The following is a 16806-nucleotide window of genomic DNA, read 5'->3' as shown; positions in this document are numbered from 1 at the left end:
TCGCTTTCGCTTCACCCCGTCGGCATGGCGCGCATTATAGGGAGTTTTTGAACTCACGCAACAGGAAAAACAAGAAAACTTATAAATCTAAGCTCGTTCGCCTGACTTTTGAACGAAAGGTGCTTTTTTTAAACATTTCTAGCATACTCAGGCTAAATTCAGGAGGTTTTTGTGTCCCTACGCACTTATAAAGGTATAGCGCCCACTCTTGCAGAAGCCGTCTATATAGATGGCTCCGCAGTTATTGTGGGGGATATTGAAATTGGTAAAGACAGCAGTATCTGGCCTTTGGTCGCCGCCCGCGGTGATGTGAACCGAATTCGCATAGGAGCCCGGACCAATGTGCAGGATGGCTCTGTGCTCCATGTATCCAGGCCAACATCAAAGAATCCTTCAGGTTCGCCACTCATTATTGGGGATGAAGTCACTGTAGGTCATAAAGTCATGCTGCATGGCTGCCAGCTGGGAAATAAGATTTTGGTTGGCATGGGTGCCATAGTGATGGATGACGCCATAGTAGAAGATAATGTGATTATTGGTGCAGGCTCCCTGGTACCCCCAGGTAAACGGCTGGAATCCGGCTTCCTTTATGTAGGCAGTCCAGTCAAACAGGCCCGCCCACTGACAGAAGCTGAGTTAGCATTCCTGCCCCAGTCAGCAGAAAACTATGTGCGGCTAAAAGACGAGTATCTGGCTGAGTGTTAAGCCGCCCCCTCTAATCGCAGCACCGCATCATGGCCCAGAGGTTGTGCTTCTAATGCAGCCTCTATTTCTTCTTCCCAGAAAAACCAGTCTTCTTTTACCTGAAGAACCCAGGCGTCCTCCAACCAGCCTTCCGGCTTCTTGATATAAACCACAATCTTCAGGCCGGACTGCAGGCAACTGCACTGCACGGCCTGCTCAGCCTGGTGCCAGGCAAAATCGTGATTAAAGATCAGTTGCTGATTCATAACCCTAGCTCCTGACGTAGCCGTGCCAATACCGGTTCAACCGCAGGTTTCACCCCACGCCAGATTGCAAAAGCCTCGGCGGCCTGGCCAACTAACATCCCCAACCCATCGGCACAGCGTACATGCTGCTCTGCACACCATGTCAGAAATGCGGTAGGTTCTTTGCCATACAACATGTCATACGCCAACAAAGCATGCTTTAGATGAACCTGGTCCAGCAGCGGGCGTTCAGCCATCAGACCACTGGAGGTGGCGTTGATCACCAAATGCCAGGGCTCCTCAGGGATCTCCTGATAACCAGAAGCACTGACCTGCTGCGGGAACAAAGCGGCGATCTGCTCCGCTTTACTGGCCGTTCTGTTGGCCAGATGCACGCGGGCAACACCAGCCGCTACTAAGGGCCCGACGACACCACGGGCAGCGCCTCCGGCACCAAGGACCAGCACATTGGCATTGGCCAGAGGCACAGCTAAACGGCGTAAGTCAGCCACCAAACCCAGCCCATCGGTATTGTCACCACACAAAACACCAGTGTTATCTATATAGAGGGTGTTGACCGCCCCAGCCTGCCTGGCTCTGTCACTGAGCTGACTTGCCAACGCAAACGCCTGTTCTTTAAAGGGCACGGTCACGTTTCCGCCTTTACCACCGGCAGCGACAAAGGCCTGCCAGGATTCGGCAAAGCCATCCTTCGGTGCTAGAATGGCCTCGTAACTCAAAGATTGCCCGGTTTGTTCGGCAAACCAGCTATGGATCAGCGGCGATTTTGAATGTGCAATCGGATGCCCAAATACTGCGTAACGGTCCACGATAATCCTATGTTGAAGTTGCTGAAAAAAATGCTTAAACCGGACGATAACAAGCGTCACCCCACGCCACAAGTCACCCCTTATGAATTAATTGGCGGCGAAGAAGCAACCCGCCGGCTGGCCAACCTATTCTACGACATTATGGCTGCAGCACCGGAAAGTGCCGAGCTGTATGCCATTCATCCGTTGCCACTGGACGCTATCCGGCAAAAGTTCTACGAGTTTCTATCTGGTTGGCTGGGTGGCCCTTCGCTCTTTGAGCAGAAATACGGTCACCCGCGATTAAGGATGCGGCATATGCCTTTTACTGTGACACCCCAACTACGCGACCAGTGGATGTTCTGCATGAACAAGGCACTGGATGAAGTGGTGGAAGACAAACTGCTGCGCGGCGGTTTAAAAGAAGCCCTGAGCCAACTGGCCAGTCATATGATCAACAGCGATAACTAAAGAGGCGGCCCTTGCCGCCTTTTACATGTTAGAGATTTAACCAGTTTTGTGGCTTGAGATAACGCTCATATAACTTCGCTTCCGGCGAACCTGCTTCAGGTTGGTAGCCATATTGCCAACGCACCAAAGGTGGCATCGACATCAGAATGGATTCGGTGCGGCCACCACTCTGCAAACCAAACAAAGTACCGCGGTCAAACACCAGATTGAATTCGACATAGCGGCCACGACGGTACAACTGGAATTGCCGCTGCCTTTCACCGTATTCGGTTGATTTGCGTTTTTCGACGATAGGGATGTAAGCCCGGCAATAGGCTTCTCCAACGGCCCGCATAAAAGCAAAACTTTGTTCGAAACCAGCTTCATTCAAATCATCAAAAAACAAGCCGCCCACACCACGGGTTTCACCCCGGTGTTTTAGATAGAAGTAGTCATCACACCAGGCTTTGTATTTGGGGTAGTAACTTGCGTCAAAAATGTCGCAGCAGCCTTTGGCGACCTGGTGCCAATGCAGCACATCGTCCTCAAATGGGTAATAAGGCGTCAGGTCAAAACCACCACCAAACCACCAGACCGGTGCTTCACCTTCTTTTTCAGCAATAAAAAACCGCACATTGGCATGGCTGGTTGGCACATAAGGATTGGACGGGTGGATCACCAGAGACACGCCCATGGCTTCAAACTGGCGGCCAGCTAATTCTGGTCGGTGCGCCGTCGCTGAAGCCGGCATCTTGTCGCCAAACACATGCGAGAAATTCACACCAGCCTGTTCAAACACGGCCCCATTCGTCAGCACCCGTGAACGGCCTCCACCACCTTCGGCTCTGTCCCAGCTGTCTTCCACAAAATGTGCTGTGCCATCCACAGCGCTTAGCTGTTCACAGATGTTTTCCTGCAGCGCCAGCAAGAACTGCTTAACCTGTTGTTTGTCGACCTGTTGCATCTTTATCCCGCTCTGAATATTTGCCCTGTGGCTAAGTCACGAATTTCTGAAGGCGCAGTCCGGCCACCTGTTGGCGCATCAATAATGACCGCCAGTTGATCCGCTAATTGCTCTACAACCTCTGCCGCACAGCGCCCAGGCTCCAGCCCTGACAAATTGGCGCTGGTAGAGGTAACAGGTTTGCCAAAAGCCTGACACAGCTGCTGCACCAGTGGATGATCACTGACCCGTACCGCGATAGTACTGAATTGACCGGTCAGCCATTCACTGCAACGTGATGACGCCGGCACCACCCAGGTCACAGGACCAGGCCAACTGGCAAACATCAGCTGACGTTGTTCATCCGTGATCTGTTCGGCGGCAATATAAGGCAGTAATTGGGCAAAGTCTGCCGCTATCAGAATCAGACCTTTGCTTTTTGGTCGTTGTTTGATCTGCAACAACAAAGCAATGGCGTCCGTATTGTCCGGGTCACAACCTACGCCAAACACGGCTTCGGTCGGATAAGCAATGACTTTGCCTTGCTGCAACGCAGCCACGGCGTCATTCAATTGGGGGTGTTTACTCATAAAGTCCACGTCTTAAGTTGGCCGCTACAGGCGAGCTGGCTATAATAGCGCCTTTAATTATGCCAGTTCTGCAATGCTTTAAGGAAACGACAATGAAAGTAGGTATTATCATGGGGTCTAAATCGGATTGGCCAACGATGAAAAACGCCGCCGATATGCTCGACAGATTTCAAATTCCCTATGAAACAACTGTCGTTTCCGCGCACAGAACCCCACAGCTACTGGCTGACTATGCCGGCGCTGCAGCCAGCCGTGGCTTAAAAGTGATTATCGCAGGTGCTGGCGGTGCCGCTCACTTACCAGGCATGGCAGCCGCTTTTACCAGCCTGCCGGTGTTAGGCGTTCCGGTGCAATCGAAAGCCTTAAAAGGCCTGGATTCCTTACTGTCCATAGTGCAAATGCCTAAAGGTGTGGCTGTCGGTACTTTGGCTATTGGTGACGCCGGCGCGGCAAACGCTGGTTTGCTGGCGGCTCAAATTCTGGCCACCTCAGACGATGCCCTGATGGCGAAGATTGATGCCTTCCGTAAAGAGCAAACAGACTCAGTACTGGCTCACCCCAACCCGGCCGAGGACAACTGATGAATGTGTTAGTAATGGGCGCCGGACAGCTGGCGCGGATGATGGCACTGGCCGGTGCACCACTGAACATCAAAGTCACAGCCTATGATGTGAACTCAGCCAAAGTACAACATCCGGTCACGGGCGAAGTCTATCCACTCACTCTGGAACAGGCTGTCGCCGCTGCCGACGTGGTCAGCTCTGAATTCGAACATATCCCATACCCAGTGCAAGCTGTGTGTGAAGCCAGTGGGAAATTTCTGCCCAACAGCACCGCCATTAAAGCCGGTGGTGACCGTCGTCAGGAAAAAGCTTTATTGGATCAGGCAGGTGTAGCCAACGCCGCTTATCGAATCATTCACACCGAAAGCGAATTTTATGCCGCCATAGAACAGTTGGGGTTACCTTTAGTGCTGAAAAGCGCCTTAGCTGGCTACGATGGCAAAGGCCAATGGCGCTTAAAACAGCCTGCGGATGCAGCCGATGTTTGGGCCGATATTGCCGCCTTTATGGCCGGCGCAGAACATAGCCTGCCCCAAGCCATTGTTGCAGAGCAGTTTGTCCGCTTTGACCGCGAAGTCAGCCTGGTCGGCGCCCGCAATGCTGTGGGCGAAACAGTGGTTTATCCGTTGACAGAAAATCATCATGTCAATGGCGTACTGGCCGTCTCACAAGCACTGCCGGGCGATACAGGCCTGCAAGCTCAGGCTAAACAGATGTTTGATGCTGTAGCCAACCAGCTGAATTATGTCGGCGTATTGGCGCTGGAGTTCTTCCAGGTAGGCGATCAGTTACTGGTCAACGAAATTGCGCCGCGGGTGCATAACTCAGGACACTGGACTCAGCAAGGCGCGGACACCTGCCAGTTTGAGAACCATTTACGCGCGGTGTGCGGATTACCGCTGGGCAGCACAGCTCTGGTGCGCCCGACCGTAATGGTCAACATTCTGGGCGAAGATACAGTGAATTCTGCCATACTCAGCCTGCCAAGCTGCCACCTGCACTGGTACGGTAAAGGCAAAAGACCTGGTCGTAAAATGGGCCATATCAACATCTGTGGTGACACGCCAGCTCAACTGGCCGAACGCTTTTTGGCTTTAAGTGCTTTGTTGCCAGAAGCCGCCTTTCCGGAAGTGGCTGACGTGGCCAAAGCACTGGCAGCCAAAGTCTGACAGCCGCACAACACTGAGTTTAAAGGGCCAGACTGGCCCTTTTTATTGGCTGCTCTGCAACTGCTGGCATTTTTTGTCTGCACAGATAAGTTTTATACCAGAGGCGGAAGGTTTCTCCAGCAGCAATGGAAAACCGCAATGCCCACACTGCCCTTCAACAGGCTTTAAGTTCACCAGAAATTTACATTCCGGGTATCTGTTGCAGCCATAAAAGCTTTTGCCATATTTACTGATCCGCTCAACCAGCTCTCCCTTTTTGCACGACGGGCAAGCGATCCCACTGGTCTGGCTTTCTTCCTGTTGATGAACCACAAAGTGGCAAGACGGGTAATTACTGCAGCCAATGAACATGCCATAGCGACCATTTTTGACAGCCAATGGGTGCTGGCATTCTGGACAAAGTTCGTTGTCCAGCACTTTGACCACTGTATTTTCATGGGGATGCAGCGCTTTCAGGTAATTACAGACAGGATAAGCCGAACATCCTAAAAAGGGGCCATTTTTGCCACTTTTAATCTGCAAAGGGCTGGAACACAGCGGGCAGGGTTCCGCCGCTTTTTCATGGGAAAAAAGCGTTTCTGTGGACATGATTTTCCTCCGGCTCACGCAGCAGCGCGGAGTATAACCGAAAGCCTGAAGCCAGTGCAGAGCCGGTCCAGGCTTTCAGCCAAAGAAGCCCCCGCTAATGCAAAGGGCCTGTCGGTTCGTCAAAAATCAAATCTTCCATTTGCGCATAAGCATTTTCATGCCCAGGCACATTAAACAGCACCATCAGCACCACCCATTTCAGGTCGTCCAAACTGACATGGTTCTGGTCAAGATCCATCACCCGGTCGAGCACCATTTCCCTGGTTGGAGCATCTAACACATTAATTTGTTCCAAAAATAACAGAAAACCCCGGCATTCAGTATCCAGCCGGCGTTGTTCATCCACGGTGAAAATACGCACCGCGTTACTGGGAGTTTTGGTCAGATAAGGTTTGACGTGGCTTTCCTGCAGCTCAGACAGGCTTTCCAGCCAACGCAGTGCCTTGAATATATCGTCATTATGAAAACCGGCGTTGCTGAGTTCTTTAGTCAGGTCGGCGTGGTTAACATAAATTTCTGATTCGTTATGAATGTAGTTTTCGAACAGGTATATGAGGATATCAAACATAGTCAGGCCCTCCTCACTCTGATGTAACCACCAGGTACTGCTGCCACTTCACCGGCCAATTCCAGCTGAAGTAATTCAATTGAGACTTGCGCAACCGGTAAACCACAACGCTCGGCTATGGTATCAATAGCGGTGGCCTCATCTCCTACGTTAGCCAACATGGCGGAGTCAAACAAGCCTGTTTGGGCATTTTTTTTACTGTCCTTTTGTAGGGTTAGACCTGGTTTTTGCAAAAAGCTCCACTCTTCCAGTATATCTTTCACGCAAGTGGTTAATTTGGCACCTTGCTGGATGAGCTGATGACAACCGGCTGCCTGCGGATTGTAAATAGACCCAGGCACTGCGAACAGCTCCCGACCTTCGTCAGCCGCCAGCCGGGCACTGATTAAGGAGCCACTTTTTTCTGCAGCTTCCACCACCAGAGTCCCCAGACTCATGCCGACGACAATGCGATTACGTAACGGAAAATGCTCAGCTTTGGGCGGTGTATCCGGCCAATACTCACTAATCAATGCCCCTTGATCGGCAATTTGCTCAGCCAGTGCCTGATGCTGCTTAGGGTAGACATGCAACAACCCATTGCCCAAAACGGCCAGGGTCTTTCCACCACCCGTTAGTGCCCCTTGATGACTGCAGCCATCAATGCCTTGTGCCATACCACTGGTCACGACCAACCCTAGCTGAGTCAGTTCTGCAGCAAACTGACGGGCTATTTGTTTGGCGGTGGCGGTGGGATGTCGGCTGCCGACTATCGCAATCTGCGCCTGATCCAGCAGAGACTTATCGCCTCGGACAAACAGCAGGTAAGGTGGGTTTTTGGTTTGTCGCAGTAGTTCTGGGTAGTCCGGGTCTGAGTACAACAGCAAATGATGAGTATCACTTTGGCTCAACCATTGCTCAGCCAGTGTTAGTTTTTCCTGAGTTAATGAAGCCAACACATCGATTTGCCCTGGCGTCCAGCCGAGTTGCACTAGTATCGGCGGGGGCAGCGCCACCAGCTCGTCCAGATCGTAATGCGCTAACCAGCGGCATACATCAGGGCCGTTCAGCCCCGGAACCGCCAGCAGTTTGTGAATGTTTCTCGACGGCATCCTGCCCTCCTATTCGATCGCCCAGCCGCAGGGGTTGCTGTGCATCCACCACCATGACAAAGCTGGCATAGGCCTGAGGTTCCAGTACCAATACCTGACCTACAGTTTCAAACGGCATCTCCACTCTGTTATACAAAGCACCCGCCAGCCGGCCCCATGCATCACTGTCTTCAGAGTAACGTGGCGGCCGCTCACCCAACACCTGTGGAGAACGGCGGTAAACCGGCAGAATCTGACCAGATTGCAAGCCATGTGCAGCCCCTAAGTTGATCAGTACCACTTCCCAGGATGCAAACTCTCGCAGCCCCGAAGCACTGCTAAGGATTTGACCTGTAGCGGCCTGGTCAGCCACCTGTGTGAAGCGGGCAGGTAAAGCCGTCGCCTGTCGCAACGGCAACACCCAATCCCCCTGCCGGACTTCCTGCCTGCTGTCAGTCAATTCAGCCCTGTGTACCTCACTGCTTTGCCCCTCCACCGCAGGTAAAATTTTTAACCGGGCTAAAGGGGTCAATTCTGTGCCCAGCTCGTTGCCAGTCTGTGGATCTGTAACCGGCCCAATCTGACGGTAAACACCATACTGCACCTTGGCACTCAGCTCCCCATGAACATAAAGCACATGCCCACTGACGGCGTTTTTTATCGCCATAGTCGCACCCAGTACATAAGCGGCCTTCTGCAGTTCAGCTTCAGCCTTCAACTGGTGTCCGGTCAGGAAAGATTGAATAACAGAGGACGGCAATAACCCAAGCGCAGCGGCCGACTGTTGTTTACGGATCCGTGGCCGCAGTTTAATCACTGCGTCAGTGTCCGTGCTGTTCTGCTGCACCACCAAAGTAAGTGGACGCTCACTTTCACTTTTTTGCAGCACCGGCTTGCCATTTGGATCAAACCTCAGCACCAGAATATCACCCGGATATATCAGATCAGGGTTCTTCACTGCAGGATTCGCTTGCCAGAGTTCAGGCCAAAGCCAAGGCTTCGCTAAGTAGAGACCAGCAATATCCCATAAGGTGTCACCGGTTTTCACCTGATACTGTGCCGGAGCATCCGCCTTTAAGGTCAGTTGCTGAGCCAGGCTTTGACCGGTCCAAAGAGCGCCGAAAATTAACCCAATCAGTTGAAGTTTCATCCGATCCCCGCCTGCGGACAGGCCTTTTCGGCCCGCTATGCTATCCATCCGCCAGAGAAATGGCTAAAATTAGACCATAGCACAGCCTTAACAACAGACAGGATTTTTCTCCCGGCTATGACAGTACTGACCGTTTTACATTACCCAGACGAACGTTTGCGCACCGTGGCTAAGCCCGTTGCTGAAGTGAATGACGAGATCCGCCAGCTTTGCAAAGACATGCTGGAAACCATGTATGCCGAAAATGGCATTGGTCTGGCAGCAACCCAGGTGAACGTTCATCAGCGGGTGGTGGTGATTGACCTGTCAGAAGAGCGTAACCAGCCACAGGTATTTATTAACCCGGAAATCATCGCGAAAAGTGGTGACACCTGCTACGAAGAAGGCTGCCTGTCGGTACCGCAAAGTTACGCCAAGGTTGAGCGCGCCGCCGAAGTGCGGGTAAAAGCACAGAATGAACAGGGCGAGTGGTTCGAATTCGACGCCGATGGCCTGTTGGCTATTTGTCTGCAACACGAACTGGACCATCTGGTGGGTAAACTCTTTATCGATTACCTGTCGCCGTTAAAACGCGACCGGATCAAAAAGAAACTGGAAAAAGAAGCCCGGCTCGCTAAAGCAATCTGACAGGACATCCCTTGACCACTCCACTGCGTATCATCTTTGCGGGCACACCTGATTTTGCTGCCCGCCACTTACAGGCATTACTGGATTCAGAGCATCAGGTGATTGCTGTTTACAGCCAACCCGATCGCCCGGCCGGGCGCGGCCACCAGTTGCAACAAAGCCCGGTCAAACAACTGGCATTGGCGCATAAAATCCCGGTCTACCAGCCTAAATCGCTGAAGAAAGCGCCGGCCCAACAAGAGCTGGCCGCCCTGAATGCGGACCTGATGGTCGTCGTGGCCTATGGTTTGATCCTGCCGTTAGCTGTGTTACAGGCACCTAAGTTAGGCTGTATTAACGTGCATGGTTCCTTATTGCCACGCTGGCGTGGTGCGGCCCCTATTCAGCGGGCCATCTGGGCCGGCGATGCCGAATCCGGCGTCACCATTATGCAAATGGATGAGGGGTTGGACACGGGCGCTATGTTAAGCAAGGTTGCCTGCCCTATCGCAGCCAATGAAACCAGCACCAGCCTGTACAACAAGCTGGCAGAAGTAGGCCCGGCCGCCTTACTGGACGCTTTAACTGATTTACCTGCACTGCAGGCCAAAGCCGAAGTGCAGCAAGACCAGCTGGCCAATTACGCCGAGAAGCTGGATAAAGCCGAAGCCGTGTTGAATTTTCGCAAAGAGGCTACCGCCTTGGAGCGCGAAATCCGCGCTTTTAACCCCTGGCCCATCAGTATTTTGCAGCTGGAAAGCCAGCAACTGAAAATCTGGAAAGCTGAAGTGCGCCCCAGCCAGCACAAAGCGGTCGGCACTGTAGTACAGGTGGATAAAACAGGTATTGCCATTCAATGTGCTGACAGTGTACTTGCCATTACCGAGTTACAGCCTGCCGGTAAAAAACCAATGAAAGTGGCGGATTTCCTCAATGGCCGCGCTGACTGGCTGGTGGTTGGCCAGCAACTGAGTATGCCAGATGTTGACTAACCTGCGGGCGCTGGCGGCGCAAAGTTGTTATGAAGTGGTCGACTTAGGCCAATCCCTGTCTGACGTTCTGCCCAAAGCGCAGCTGCAACTGAAAAACCCGGCAGACAAAGCATTGCTGCAAGAGATTTGTTTTGGCCTGATGCGCCAGTTACCTCAGCTGGAGTTTGTCTGTCAAAAGCTAATGGACAAACCGCTGGTCAAACAGCTGCGCCCTTTACAGTTTCTGATTTACGTTGGTTTGTATCAGTTGAAGTTTCTGCGTATCCCTGATCATGCCGCCATAGGTGAAACCGTGGAAGCAGCCCGCTTGCTCAAGGGCCAAAAGCTGACCGGCCTGATCAACGCCGTGCTACGCAACGCGCAGCGACAACCAGAACTCTTTGATTTCAGCCAGGCACATGTTGCGGTGCAAACCAACCACCCGGGCTGGATAGTCACCAGCCTGCAACAAGCTTATCCAGAGCAATGGCCAGAGGTGATTGACGCCAATCAGCAAAAGGCGCCTCTGTGGTTGCGGGTCAATCAGCAACAGATCCGGCCTGATGCCTTTATGGCCGCACTGGAGGCTGAAGGCCTGAGTGCCAGCCAGCCTTTCAGTTATTTACCAACCGCCATCCTGCTGGAGCAAGCACAGGATGTCACCTTACTACCTGGCTACGATGACGGCTGGTTTTCAGTACAAGATGCTGCCGCTCAGCACGCTGCCTATTTTTTGCAGCCGCACAATGGCGACGCTATTCTCGATGCCTGCTGTGCGCCTGGTGGCAAAACCAGCCATATTCTGGAGTTGGCACCGCAGGCGCAGCTGCTGGCTCTGGACAAAGATCCGCGCCGGTTGCAGCGGGTGCATGCCAACCTGGAACGCTTGCAACTCCATGCCGAAGTGCTGGCCGCCGATGCCGCCACACCCGAGCTGTGGGCCCATGGCCGCAGTTTTGACCGCATCTTGCTGGACGTGCCCTGCTCGGCCACTGGCGTGATCCGCCGTCATCCGGACATCCGCTGGTTGCGCAAAAAAGCCGATATCGCCGCCCTGGCGGCAGTGCAGCAGCAAATTCTGCAGCAAATCTGGCCTTTGCTGAAACCTGGCGGCATCTTACTCTATGCCACCTGCAGTGTATTGCCAGAAGAAAATCAACAGCAAATCAGTGCTTTTGTTCAGTCTCAGCAGGATGCCGAACTGATCCCTCTGTCTGCTGAATACAGCGACAGCCAGTGGCAAATTCTGCCAGGGCAGCAGCAAATGGACGGTTTTTATTACGCTAAGCTCAGAAAAACAACGCGGTAATACCGCAGAGGTCGTATGAAGATCATTATCCTCGGTGCAGGTCAGGTGGGCGCCACCCTGGCGGAAAACCTGGTGGGGGAACAAAACGATATTACCGTGGTGGATATCAATCTGGATAAACTGCGCGCCTTGCAGGACAGATTTGATTTGCAGGTGGTGCATGGCCACAGTGCCCACCCGGATATATTAAAACGCGCCGGTGCCGAAGACGCCGATATGATTATTGCCGTCACCAGCAGCGACGAGGTCAATATTGTGGCCTGCCAGGTGGCCTACAGTATTTTCTCCACGCCACTGAAAATTGCCCGTATCCGCACCAATCAGTATCTGAAATACCGCGACCAGTTGTTTCATAAAGATGACATGCCGGTCGACCACTTTATTTCTCCAGAAACCCTGGTCACCGACTATATCAAACGCTTAATCGACTATCCTGGCGCATTGCAGGTGGTGGAATTTGCTGAAGGTCAGGTCAGTCTGGTGGCGGTGAAAGCCTATTACGGCGGTTTGCTGGTCGGCCATGCCCTGTCGACACTGAAGCAACACATGCCGCATATTGATGCCCGGGTTGCCGCCATTTACCGGCGCGGCCATGCGATTAAACCTCTAGGCACGACTGTTATTGAAGCGGACGATGAAGTCTTCTTTGTAGCAGCCACACGCCATATTCGCGCTGTGATGAGCGAGCTGCAAAAACTGGAGAAAAGTTACCACCGCATTATGATTGCCGGTGGTGGCAATGTCGGTTTTGGTCTGGCCAGGGCGCTGGAGAAAAACCACAGCGTGAAGCTGATTGAGCGCAGCCGGGAGCGGGCAGAGTTTCTGTCGAGTGCCTTGGATAACACTGTGGTTTATGTTGGCGATGCCTCGGATCCTGAGCTGCTGGAAGAAGAAAACATCGAGCAGGTGGATGTGTTTTTGGCCGTCACCAATGACGATGAAGCCAACATCATGTCGGCCATGCTGGCTAAACGGATGGGCGCCCAGAAAACCATGGTGCTGATTAAACGCGGCGCTTATGTGGACTTACTGCAAGGCGGCGAAGTGGATATTGCGGTATCCCCTCAGCAAGCCACTATTTCTGCCTTGCTGACCCATATCCGCCGCGGCGACATCGTCAACGTGTATTCTTTGCGCCGCGGTGCAGCCGAGGCCATAGAAGCCGTAGCCCATGGCGATAAAACCACCTCCAAAGTGGTGGGTCAGGCCATTGGTAAGATTAAGTTGCCACCGGGCGCCACCATAGGGGCCATAGTACGGGGTGATGAAGTTTTGATTGCCCACGACAACGTGGTGATTGAAAGTAATGACCATGTGATTCTGTTTCTGGTCGATAAAAAATACATCACCGAAGTGGAACGCCTCTTTCAGGTCAGCGCCATTTTTATCTAACCCTTCAGCCCCATCTCAGACCCTGCTCTGAGAAGGGGTGATGCAGCTGCGTTGACTGCAGAAGCCAGAACGAGCGAGACAAGGCGCAAGCTTTTCGACAGCCCCTGAACATAGATCACTATGTGAGGGGGTGACGAAAAGTGTGCAACGAAGTCGCAGCCGTTCTGGCCCCATTTTCCCTAAGCCATTGGTGATGTAGCAAGGCGGCAAAGTAACGAGACCCCATGAGCATAGATGACTATGCGATTGGGGCGAGAGACTGCAGCCAACGCAGCTACAGTGCCAAGGGCGACGGGAAAATTAGTCTTTCCAGAAGGCGGGGATAAAAAGTACCAACAAAGTAAAAATCTCCAACCGGCCAAAAATCATCGCCACCACCAACACCCATTTGCCGGCGTCCGGTACAGAAGCAAAGTTAGCCGCGACCTCACCCAAGCCCGGGCCCAGGTTATTCAGGCAAGCGGCTGTGGCCGTAAAGGCACTGATATTGTCCAGCCCTATCAGTAACAGCAGCAGCATAATCACCACAAACACAAAAGCATAAGCGGCGAAAAAGCCCCAGACCGCTTCGACTATGCGGTCATCCACAGGGCGGCGGCCCAGTTTGATCGAGTAGATAGCCCGCGGATGCACCAGCCGGTTCAGTTCACGTTTGCCCTGTAAAAACAGCAGCAATACCCGCACCACTTTTAAACCACCCGCGGTAGAACCGGCACAACCGCCAATAAAACTGGCGAAAATTAATAAGATGGGCAAAAACAATGGCCAGGCGACAAAACTTGCCGTGGAGAAACCGGCCGTGGTCGACATCGACACCGCCTGAAACACACCATGGTTCAGCGCACTGCGCCAGTCCGGGTAAATTTGCTCTTCCAGCAGCACCAGAAAACACAACATCACCAGGCTGAGCTGGATCCACAAAAAGGCTTTAAATTCCGGGTCCCGCCAATAGGTTTTCACGCTTTTGCCGCGAATAGCCGCAAAGTGCAGTGGAAAGTTCACTGAACTGAGCAGCAAAAACACCACACAAATCATATTGATGCTGACACTGTTAAAATAGCCAATACTCGCGTCGTACGTGGAAAAACCACCAATGGCCACAGTAGAAAATGCATGGCATATCGCGTCAAACCAGTCCATGCCAGCCACATAAAATGCCAGGGTACAGGCAACAGTGATCGCCAGATAAATAAACCATAGATGCTTGGCAGTATCGGCGATACGCGGGGTCATTTTGTTGTCTTTGACGGGGCCGGGTGTTTCAGCCCGGTACAGCTGCATCCCCCCCACACCTAACATTGGCAGTATCGCCACCGCCAGTACGATGATCCCCATACCACCAAACCACTGCAGCTGCTGACGATAAAACAGAATGGCTTTGGGCAGGGTTTCCAGCCCCGTCAGCACTGTGGCGCCTGTAGTGGTCAGGCCGGAAAAGGCTTCAAACATCGCAGCCGCCAGGTTCATTTCCGGTTTGTCCGACAACCAGAATGGCAAAGCCCCTACGGCCCCCAGTACTGTCCAGAACAGCACCACTATCAGAAAACCATCACGGACTTTCAGCTCAGATTTTTCCTGCCGGTTGGGGTACCAGATCAGCAGGCCAATGCCAATGGACAACACAAAAGACAACAGAAAAGGCACACCGGCGCCATCCTGATACCAATAAGCCACCAAAGCGGGTGGGATCATGGTGATGCTGAATATAGCCACCAGCAACCCCAAAATACGGATAATAGAGCGATATTGCATTAAGGCTCCTGCCTCTGCAGCCACATCAGGCTCGCTTGTCTGTCGGAATAACGCATCAAATCATCCTCAAATTCAGCCTGCTGCAGCTTGGGTATAGCCAGAGTCAGCTGCACCAGCGCCTGAAACTCATACCGCTCAATGAGCCACTGCTTCCCCCATTGACGCTGCATCGTTTCATAAGCCGGGTACGATAAGGTCACTTCGGCCCAACGTAGTTCTGGCTGAAAACGCCGCTCTGCCTGCAGCAGCGCCTGACGCACTGCATCACTGTATGCCCGGACCAAGCCTCCAGTGCCCAGCTGGACCCCACCGTAATAACGCACCACTGTGGCACAAACGCCAACCAGCCCAGAGCCCTGCAACACCGCCAGCATAGGCCGCCCTGCGGTGCCGGACGGCTCGCCGTCATCGCTGCTGGCTGCCGGTTGGCCAGTGGTTCCAGGCGCTAACAGCATAGCACTGCAGACATGAGCTGCAGAACTATGTTGTTGTTTTTGCTGTTGAATAATAGCCTGCCCCTGTTCAAGGCTGTTGATAGGCCATAAGGTACATAAAAAACGGCTTCGTTTGATTTCCTGTTCAGACGAAGCCGTTGCAGCAAGCCACCAAAAACCGGACATCAGTTCAGCTGCAGCTCACGGGTCATATTTTCATTGCGGTCTTTGTGCACTATGACATTGTCTTCAATGCGGATCCCGCCAAACTTGCGAAACTGCGCCACTTTATCCCAGTGCACCGCTTTACCCGCCTGGCTGTCCCGCACTTCAGCCAGCAGGGAATCAATAAAATACAGGCCCGGTTCAATGGTAAACACCATATTGGCTTCCACAGTGCGGGTGGTACGTAGGAAGGGGTGTGCCTCAGGGGCTGCTACATGGGTGCCACGTTCATCCGCCATAAAGCCTCCGACGTCATGCACTTGCAGCCCAAGGTGATGCCCCAGTCCGTGCGGAAAAAACACCCGGCTTAAACCGGACTCGACGATGTCGGCTGCTGGCATGCGGACAAAATCGAAGTCGGACAACACCTGTGCAATCCGCAAATGGGCTTCGAGATGCAAATCCGGGTATTTCAGGCCTGGTTTCAGGCCCGCTACCAGCTCCAGCTGCAGTTGATCCATAGCACCGATCAGTTCTGCAAACTCATCCTGCAGGTAGCTGTAGGTACGGGTGATATCGGCGGCATAACCATGAAACTGGGCGCCGGCATCAATCAAAAAGGAATGGCGCTGCACCGGAGGCTGTGTTTCCAACACTGTGTAATGCAGAATGGCCGCATTCTGATTCAGTGCAATAATATTGCCGTAAGGCACGTCATTCTCACCCTGCCGCACCGCAGCAAGGTAAGCCAACTGAATATCAAATTCACTGCCACCGGCAAAAAAGGCCGTTTTGGCGGCCTGGTGGCCTGCCACGGCCAGACGGCTGGCCTCACGCAAACAGGCCTGCTCGTAGTCCGTTTTGTAAGCGCGGTGGTAATGCAGGTAACTCAGTACGGCATCAGGGTTAATTTCGCTAAAACCCAAAGCCTGCGCCACTTCAATATGTTCACCAATATAGGCATAGCGGGCCTTGTCGTATGGCAGCAATTTGTCGACCTGATTGGCTTTATCCAGTAACTGAATATCAAAAAAGCCTGACCAGAAATTGTCTGGTGCTTCCGGCACTTTATGCCAAAAGTCTTTTGGCAAATAAAACACCAGCTTAGGTTTGTTGACACCATCGACAATCAGCCAACAGTTCGGGTTATCCAGTACTGGCACCCAGGCTTTAAACTGCGGATTCACTTTAAAGGGGTAATCCATATCGTCCAGAAACTGCCGCTTTGCCTGCCCAGAGTGGATCACCAGACCGTCCAGGTTTTGCCTGGCCAACACCGCTTTGGTGCGCTGCTGCAGTTGAAATAAATGAGCGGCGTAAAGTTCTTGGTAAGCCGGACGCATGAAAT

Annotated in this window: 19 protein-coding genes; 8 read left to right on the top strand and 11 right to left on the bottom strand. The window is 52.8% G+C overall.

Annotated elements, in window-relative coordinates; translation table 11 throughout:
* Window positions 1-171 precede the first annotated feature (171 nt).
* Window positions 172-705, top strand: coding sequence for a gamma carbonic anhydrase family protein (locus WKJ04_RS17025; protein WP_337881506.1), 534 nt, complete (start codon window positions 172-174; stop codon window positions 703-705).
* Here WKJ04_RS17025 and WKJ04_RS17020 read toward each other — a convergent pair.
* Together WKJ04_RS17020 and aroE are read right to left on the bottom strand one after the other, a co-directional pair.
* A complete protein-coding gene (locus tag WKJ04_RS17020; protein ID WP_337881505.1) occupies window positions 702-950 on the bottom strand; it encodes a DUF1488 domain-containing protein in 249 nt (82 codons plus the stop codon). The two genes, WKJ04_RS17025 and WKJ04_RS17020, sit on opposite strands and share 4 nt — an antisense overlap.
* A complete protein-coding gene (gene aroE / locus WKJ04_RS17015) occupies window positions 947-1759 on the bottom strand; it encodes a shikimate dehydrogenase (protein WP_337881504.1) in 813 nt (270 codons plus the stop codon). Before aroE ends, WKJ04_RS17020 begins: the two co-directional genes overlap by 4 nt.
* Window positions 1760-1768: 9 nt before the next feature.
* Here aroE and WKJ04_RS17010 point away from each other — a divergent pair, with 9 nt between their 5' ends.
* Window positions 1769-2209, top strand: a complete 441-nt coding sequence (locus tag WKJ04_RS17010; protein ID WP_337881503.1) for a group II truncated hemoglobin — start codon at window positions 1769-1771, stop codon at window positions 2207-2209.
* Window positions 2210-2237: 28 nt separating this feature from the next.
* On the opposite strand, the gene hemF is transcribed toward WKJ04_RS17010, so the two are convergent.
* Together hemF and WKJ04_RS17000 are read right to left on the bottom strand one after the other, a co-directional pair.
* Window positions 2238-3152 (bottom strand): oxygen-dependent coproporphyrinogen oxidase, encoded by a 915-nt coding sequence (gene hemF, locus WKJ04_RS17005; protein ID WP_337881502.1) that lies wholly within the window; start codon window positions 3150-3152, stop codon window positions 2238-2240.
* A 2-nt stretch (window positions 3153-3154) separates the two neighbouring features.
* On the bottom strand, window positions 3155-3721 hold the full coding sequence (locus tag WKJ04_RS17000; protein ID WP_337881501.1) for an L-threonylcarbamoyladenylate synthase: 567 nt from the start codon (window positions 3719-3721) through the stop codon (window positions 3155-3157).
* Between the two features lie 92 nt (window positions 3722-3813).
* On the opposite strand from WKJ04_RS17000, the gene purE reads away from it, so the two are divergent.
* Together purE and WKJ04_RS16990 are read left to right on the top strand one after the other, a co-directional pair.
* Window positions 3814-4302: a 5-(carboxyamino)imidazole ribonucleotide mutase gene (purE, locus tag WKJ04_RS16995; protein WP_337841934.1), complete on the top strand. Its 489-nt coding sequence runs from the start codon at window positions 3814-3816 to the stop codon at window positions 4300-4302.
* Window positions 4302-5453 (top strand): 5-(carboxyamino)imidazole ribonucleotide synthase, encoded by a 1152-nt coding sequence (locus WKJ04_RS16990; RefSeq protein ID WP_337881500.1) that lies wholly within the window; start codon window positions 4302-4304, stop codon window positions 5451-5453. The genes purE and WKJ04_RS16990 overlap by 1 nt, the downstream gene beginning before the upstream one ends.
* 42 nt (window positions 5454-5495) lie before the next feature.
* Here the strand turns inward: WKJ04_RS16990 and WKJ04_RS16985 are convergent, their stop codons facing one another.
* From WKJ04_RS16985 to WKJ04_RS16970, 4 genes are all read right to left on the bottom strand, one after another.
* Entirely contained in the window at window positions 5496-6041 is a 546-nt protein-coding gene (locus tag WKJ04_RS16985) for a topoisomerase DNA-binding C4 zinc finger domain-containing protein (RefSeq protein ID WP_337881499.1), read from the bottom strand.
* A gap of 94 nt (window positions 6042-6135) precedes the next feature.
* Window positions 6136-6609: a DUF494 family protein gene (locus tag WKJ04_RS16980; protein ID WP_337841931.1), complete on the bottom strand. Its 474-nt coding sequence runs from the start codon at window positions 6607-6609 to the stop codon at window positions 6136-6138.
* 2 nt (window positions 6610-6611) lie between these two features.
* On the bottom strand, window positions 6612-7700 hold the full coding sequence (gene dprA / locus WKJ04_RS16975; RefSeq protein ID WP_337881498.1) for a DNA-processing protein DprA: 1089 nt from the start codon (window positions 7698-7700) through the stop codon (window positions 6612-6614).
* Window positions 7645-8829, bottom strand: a complete 1185-nt coding sequence (locus WKJ04_RS16970) for a LysM domain-containing protein (protein ID WP_337881497.1) — start codon at window positions 8827-8829, stop codon at window positions 7645-7647. The genes dprA and WKJ04_RS16970 overlap by 56 nt, the downstream gene beginning before the upstream one ends.
* Window positions 8830-8946: 117 nt before the next feature.
* Here WKJ04_RS16970 and def point away from each other — a divergent pair, with 117 nt between their 5' ends.
* Genes def through trkA form a run of 4 tightly spaced genes read left to right on the top strand, consistent with a single transcriptional unit; the run spans window position 8947 to window position 13107 of the window.
* Entirely contained in the window at window positions 8947-9456 is a 510-nt protein-coding gene (gene def, locus WKJ04_RS16965; RefSeq protein WP_337841928.1) for a peptide deformylase, read from the top strand.
* Between the two features lie 11 nt (window positions 9457-9467).
* Window positions 9468-10427: a methionyl-tRNA formyltransferase gene (gene fmt, locus WKJ04_RS16960; RefSeq protein ID WP_337881496.1), complete on the top strand. Its 960-nt coding sequence runs from the start codon at window positions 9468-9470 to the stop codon at window positions 10425-10427.
* Window positions 10417-11715, top strand: a complete 1299-nt coding sequence (rsmB, locus tag WKJ04_RS16955) for a 16S rRNA (cytosine(967)-C(5))-methyltransferase RsmB (protein ID WP_337881495.1) — start codon at window positions 10417-10419, stop codon at window positions 11713-11715. Before fmt ends, rsmB begins: the two co-directional genes overlap by 11 nt.
* A 15-nt stretch (window positions 11716-11730) precedes the next feature.
* Window positions 11731-13107, top strand: a complete 1377-nt coding sequence (gene trkA / locus WKJ04_RS16950) for a Trk system potassium transporter TrkA (protein ID WP_337841925.1) — start codon at window positions 11731-11733, stop codon at window positions 13105-13107.
* Window positions 13108-13407: 300 nt separating this feature from the next.
* Here trkA and WKJ04_RS16945 read toward each other — a convergent pair whose 3' ends face one another.
* From WKJ04_RS16945 to pepQ, 3 genes are read right to left on the bottom strand one after another with little or no spacing between them, the layout of a single operon-like run.
* A complete protein-coding gene (locus WKJ04_RS16945; protein ID WP_337881494.1) occupies window positions 13408-14859 on the bottom strand; it encodes a TrkH family potassium uptake protein in 1452 nt (483 codons plus the stop codon).
* Window positions 14859-15479: a YigZ family protein gene (locus tag WKJ04_RS16940; RefSeq protein WP_337881493.1), complete on the bottom strand. Its 621-nt coding sequence runs from the start codon at window positions 15477-15479 to the stop codon at window positions 14859-14861. The genes WKJ04_RS16945 and WKJ04_RS16940 overlap by 1 nt, the downstream gene beginning before the upstream one ends.
* Window positions 15479-16801, bottom strand: a complete 1323-nt coding sequence (gene pepQ / locus WKJ04_RS16935; protein ID WP_337881492.1) for a Xaa-Pro dipeptidase — start codon at window positions 16799-16801, stop codon at window positions 15479-15481. The genes WKJ04_RS16940 and pepQ overlap by 1 nt, the downstream gene beginning before the upstream one ends.
* Window positions 16802-16806: the final 5 nt, after the last annotated feature.

This window comes from Rheinheimera sp., from assembly GCF_037442345.1.
Classification (GTDB): Bacteria; Pseudomonadota; Gammaproteobacteria; order Enterobacterales; family Alteromonadaceae; genus Pararheinheimera.
Note: the sequence above shows the minus strand (reverse complement) of the source record. Positions and strands in the feature narration are given on the sequence as shown.

What these genes read in the sequence shown, in the direction of transcription:
- WKJ04_RS16990 (WP_337881500.1), top strand. Translation starts at nt 4,302, where the DNA reads ATGAATGTGTTAGTAATGGGCGCCGGACAGCTGGCGCGGATGATGGCA.
- WKJ04_RS16985 (WP_337881499.1), bottom strand. Translation starts at nt 6,041, where the DNA reads ATGTCCACAGAAACGCTTTTTTCCCATGAAAAAGCGGCGGAACCCTGC.
- pepQ (WP_337881492.1), bottom strand. Translation starts at nt 16,801, where the DNA reads ATGCGTCCGGCTTACCAAGAACTTTACGCCGCTCATTTATTTCAACTG.
- purE (WP_337841934.1), top strand. Translation starts at nt 3,814, where the DNA reads ATGAAAGTAGGTATTATCATGGGGTCTAAATCGGATTGGCCAACGATG.
- def (WP_337841928.1), top strand. Translation starts at nt 8,947, where the DNA reads ATGACAGTACTGACCGTTTTACATTACCCAGACGAACGTTTGCGCACC.
- WKJ04_RS16940 (WP_337881493.1), bottom strand. Translation starts at nt 15,479, where the DNA reads ATGTCCGGTTTTTGGTGGCTTGCTGCAACGGCTTCGTCTGAACAGGAA.
- trkA (WP_337841925.1), top strand. Translation starts at nt 11,731, where the DNA reads ATGAAGATCATTATCCTCGGTGCAGGTCAGGTGGGCGCCACCCTGGCG.
- WKJ04_RS17010 (WP_337881503.1), top strand. Translation starts at nt 1,769, where the DNA reads ATGTTGAAGTTGCTGAAAAAAATGCTTAAACCGGACGATAACAAGCGT.
- WKJ04_RS16945 (WP_337881494.1), bottom strand. Translation starts at nt 14,859, where the DNA reads ATGCAATATCGCTCTATTATCCGTATTTTGGGGTTGCTGGTGGCTATA.
- WKJ04_RS17020 (WP_337881505.1), bottom strand. Translation starts at nt 950, where the DNA reads ATGAATCAGCAACTGATCTTTAATCACGATTTTGCCTGGCACCAGGCT.
- rsmB (WP_337881495.1), top strand. Translation starts at nt 10,417, where the DNA reads ATGTTGACTAACCTGCGGGCGCTGGCGGCGCAAAGTTGTTATGAAGTG.
- WKJ04_RS16980 (WP_337841931.1), bottom strand. Translation starts at nt 6,609, where the DNA reads ATGTTTGATATCCTCATATACCTGTTCGAAAACTACATTCATAACGAA.
- dprA (WP_337881498.1), bottom strand. Translation starts at nt 7,700, where the DNA reads ATGCCGTCGAGAAACATTCACAAACTGCTGGCGGTTCCGGGGCTGAAC.
- WKJ04_RS17000 (WP_337881501.1), bottom strand. Translation starts at nt 3,721, where the DNA reads ATGAGTAAACACCCCCAATTGAATGACGCCGTGGCTGCGTTGCAGCAA.
- hemF (WP_337881502.1), bottom strand. Translation starts at nt 3,152, where the DNA reads ATGCAACAGGTCGACAAACAACAGGTTAAGCAGTTCTTGCTGGCGCTG.
- WKJ04_RS16970 (WP_337881497.1), bottom strand. Translation starts at nt 8,829, where the DNA reads ATGAAACTTCAACTGATTGGGTTAATTTTCGGCGCTCTTTGGACCGGT.